Here is a 4,118-nt window from a genome sequence, read left to right as displayed (position 1 = left end):
TTGTTTCGCTTCCCAAAAAGCTCGTGACCGCTACTATCGAAAGATTACCTTCTCTCTGATTCAGGAATTTGATGCCTGGGCCTAAATGTACTGCTAAATGTACAAAAAAAAGTGTCCGTCAGTCAGGTTTATGGCTGAAGTTCCCCCATACACGTGTACTATGAATCCCTCAACTCTTGCGGTGCCTACATTTTGACAGGTAGGACTAATGTACTACTGGGTACAAATCGATTCATCGCCTTATTTAGTGCTGATTTTGGCGCTTATCTATTAATTTTTTATTATAGAGTTTACACTAATCAAAAACAAACCTTCACATGGCTACGGGGTTTTCTGGCCATGGGATACTAAGTTGTGCTATAATCAACAGCCGACTAGCGTACGCGCCACACTAGTCTAGTACGCTGTAATCTAATCATAGCAATAGGTACAAGCATTTTCTCAAACTGGTTGTACCCAGTAGTACTATTGTTCTACAGCACTCAAAGCTAGGATTGGCATAACTTTTGGGCGTAGATAGTACATTTGTACAGGGGAACTTCAGTTATGGGAGGAAAGTTCCAGCGTCGAAGCCTCTTCCAGGCTACTGTTCGCGCAGGGTGCGCGTAGCGCAATCCTTTTGAATAAAATAAGCTGACGGCTGACCGCTGACCGCTGAATGCTGAATGCCTGAGCTTGTTCAACCCATTGTTTAAGCTGTAATCGGATAGGTCAGAGGGATTGCTCCCTCTTCGCCTCCTTAGCACCGTGCGAACAAGTCTCCAAGTACACGGCGCAACCAATTCCAAAAGAACACGTTATCTTTTATCCAGCTTTTCCCCCTTGAACTTCCGGTTTTGTACCTTTTGGCTTTTGTTCCGGGTCTTCGGGGAGGATTTAATCCCTCGAAACAGTTTATCCTGTATCTGCGGATTGCTAGCACCCAAGGCGTGGATGGTCTTATGGCAGTCTTCGTGGACATACACTAGGTTATTGTATTTATCCTCACCACCTTCGCTACGCGGGATGATGTGGTGTAAATGAACCTGATTGTAATTTCCTAGTGGTTGACCGCAATATGGACAAACGTATTGTTGCCGTAAGGCTATCTTATTTTTGCCCTTGGGAAGTCTTCCTTCTGCGGTCTTTTTGGCTTGTGATTTCTCCCTTTTTTCCCAATATTCTTTCAAATCCGGGTTATCCGGTGAGAAGTTATGTGTTACCAGAGTATGTCTGGTAATTTTTGTCCATTGTGCCTTTTCCAGATACAGGTCTTTTGAGCCAAAAACATACTGGTCTTCTCTACCTGGGCAGAACTTCCCATAATGTTTCTTCTTAATCCATTCCCAGGATTTTTGGCCGTATTTCCTTTTGCCCCATCGAACTAATTTCCAGTTTACGTATTGTTGTAGTTTGGAGAAAGTCTCTTTGGCTACAACTCCACTGTGATAGTTAGTCCATCCCCTGATGATGGGTTGAAGCTTGGGAATTATGCTTTCTGGGGATGCCCCTTTAAGCTTGGCCATTTCTATTTTGATTTTCTTCTTGATATCTCTGAAGCTTTTGTCGGATGGTTTGATGAATGTGATGAACCCTGTTCTTTTGGTAGTTGTCTTATATTTCCTGAAATTCCATCCTAGAAAATCAAATCCTTCGGTTAGATGAGTTATCCTGGTCTTTTCCTCTGATAGAGTTAATCCTTTTTTGGTCAACCACTTTCTTGTGATTTCCTTAGCATTTGCGGCATCTTCTTTGGTCTCGGTAAGGATTACAAAGTCATCCGCAAAGCGAACTAGTGTTCTATTTGAGGTGTTGTACCAGGAAGGTTTACCGTTCCTTGAATCTTTCCTTTCCTTGTAAGTTATTCCTAGTTCTTCTTCCAATCCATGTAGGGCTATGTTGGCTAGGAGAGGGCTTATTATTCCCCCCTGTGGGGTGCCCGAATCTGTTGGGTGAAATGTGTTTTTATCCACATATCCTGCCTTTAGCCATTTTTCAATAGCCCCTCGGGCTGGAAAATTTCCTATGGAATCTAATAGGGGTTGATGGGCTATATTGTCAAAACATCCTTTTATGTCTGCTTCAACTACCCACCATTTCCTATTTTTTTCGCCATTGATGTTCAAGAAAATTCTTTGGCGGGCGTCGTGAGTACTTCTTTTTGGTCTGAATCCATAAGATGTACCCTCGAATTGAGCCTCCCATGTTGGCTCCAGCGCGTTTTTGACAATAGCTTGCAAACATCTATCAGTGATACTAGGTATCCCTAGTGGACGTTGTTTACCATTGCTTTTAGGTATATAGATGCGTTTGGTTGGTTTGGGAGACCACGACTTTAGGGTAGATAAGGTTTGTACCATCTGTCCCCTCTGTTGGGGGTTCAGACATTTTTCCTTGTCCACTCCTGCTGTCTTTCTGCCCTTATTTTCCTGGGTGACTCTTTTGACCGATACCTGGATGTTGCTATAACTCCTGAGCATTAATCTCTGGAGTTTGTTAACTTTTTTCCAGTTGCCTTCACGTGTCGCTTTGAAAATACGTTGTCTTAATTTCCTTACCTGACGGTGGGCTTCTTTCCAATTGATGGAATGCCAATCGTTAGGTTGTTCTGTTACGATACTCCCGTCCGAAGACGTTAGTTCAATCTTTTCCATATACAATTTAAGGTAATTGATAACGTAGTTCCTTTGCTCGGAATCAGCTCTGAAATTCAGCGCTCTTTCGAGTGAGGGGATTTATTTTACCCTCTATCCGACCGGTTATTTATTCCCGTTCCCTTTCAGGTTGTCGGCTTTTGCAAGGTTCAGACTTTTACCGGACCCAGAGTTATACCTCCTCTTGCGATTTGGCTACCTTGTGTATCGACCTGACACCAAGGACTCCATCTCGGCTTACCCGGTTACACACATTGAAGATACGAATCTGAGGTTGCCGTCTTTACACCGAGTCCTTTTTGAGATTCGACTGAATATTAGCCGATATCCAGTCCTTGGAGCTTATATCCCCATCATCGGTTTGATCAGGGATATTCATGTTTACGGTGCCTTTGAACAACGGTTCGTGTCCCTCAACCCTTTGATTCTTTCCCTGTTCGGTTATCACCTATCCGATGGTTCGGTTCAAACTTACTTTCTCTCTAGCTGTGAGACCTAAATCTACGGGTTATTACCAGTTTCAGTCGAAACCAGACATTCCTTCGATTCATGCCCCTTTGAGTGGGAACCAGCCTGAATCTTAGGCTGTGGAAGGCTTTTTACCCCTTCCACTTCAATGAGCGCCTTCTTCGGTCGCCCGGCAAAGCCGCATGATAGGCATGAGTAGTAAAGGAGGTAGGCTTGAGCGGTAAGCTAATTGTTTTCGAGGGAGTGGAAGGTGGTGGTAAAACTACCCAACTACAGCGATGCTCAAATTGGCTTCGAGCTAGTGGCTTACAAGACTGTCTAGGTACTTTGGATCAAACCATGCCCGTTGTTGTAGTCACTAGAGAACCGGGGGGAACATTATTAGGCACTAAGGTTCGCCAACTGCTACTGGATAAAGATTCCTCACCGATTCACCCTCGGGCTGAACTTTTACTCTATGCTGCTGATCGGGCTGAACATGTTGAAGAGTTGATTAAGCCACAGTTAGTCAACGGAGCAATTATCTTATGCGATCGCTACACGGATTCGACAATTGCCTACCAGGGTTATGGGCGAGGTATTGACTTGAAATTGATCGAGGAGCTTAATCAAATTGCTACCGCTGGACTGGAAAGTGACCTCACCCTGTGGCTGGATATTGATGTCGAAATTGGTCTGGAACGGGCGCGACAGCGGGGAACCGTTGACCGCATGGAGCAAGCTGACTTAGCATTTCACCGACGAGTGCAGCAGGGATTTCAGGAGTTGTATCAACAAAATCCCCATCGGATTGTTCGGGTAGATGCTAGCTACAGTGAGGAGGAAGTCCATAATTCCATTCAGAAGATTTTCCGTGAACGGTTTAAATCATGGTTCCAGGAGCGTTCGACTTTATCCTAGGGCAAGACCAAGCGATCGCATTATTGCACGGAGCAATTACAACCAACCGCATTGCCCCTGCCTACCTGTTTGCCGGTCCATCTGGGGTGGGGCGGAGTCTGGTAGCACGGGCTTTTA

The 4,118-nt window shown here is 44.7% G+C and carries 3 protein-coding genes; 2 read left to right on the top strand and 1 reads right to left on the bottom strand.

The genetic code is table 11. The features are described from left to right. Positions 1 to 797: 797 nt before the first annotated feature. A complete protein-coding gene (gene ltrA, locus F6K49_RS36360; protein ID WP_293104640.1) occupies positions 798 to 2,633 on the bottom strand; it encodes a group II intron reverse transcriptase/maturase in 1,836 nt (611 codons plus the stop codon). Positions 2,634 to 2,817: 184 nt separating this feature from the next. Here ltrA and F6K49_RS36355 point away from each other — a divergent pair, with 184 nt between their 5' ends. Both F6K49_RS36355 and tmk read left to right on the top strand, forming a co-directional pair. Then, positions 2,818 to 3,132: a hypothetical protein gene (locus F6K49_RS36355; RefSeq protein WP_293104635.1), complete on the top strand. Its 315-nt coding sequence runs from the start codon at positions 2,818 to 2,820 to the stop codon at positions 3,130 to 3,132. A 182-nt stretch (positions 3,133 to 3,314) separates the two neighbouring features. Beyond that, complete coding sequence (tmk, locus tag F6K49_RS36350; RefSeq protein ID WP_293030355.1) at positions 3,315 to 4,001, top strand: dTMP kinase; 687 nt, start codon at positions 3,315 to 3,317, stop codon at positions 3,999 to 4,001. Positions 4,002 to 4,118 lie beyond the last annotated feature (117 nt).

Source organism: Moorena sp. SIO3I6, assembly GCF_010672095.1.
The sequence above is the reverse complement of the archived record's forward strand: the minus strand, read 5'-3'. Positions and strand labels throughout refer to the sequence as shown.

Coding starts and splice junctions, on each gene's coding strand:
- ltrA (WP_293104640.1), bottom strand. CDS start 2,633: ATGGAAAAGATTGAACTAACGTCTTCGGACGGGAGTATCGTAACAGAA.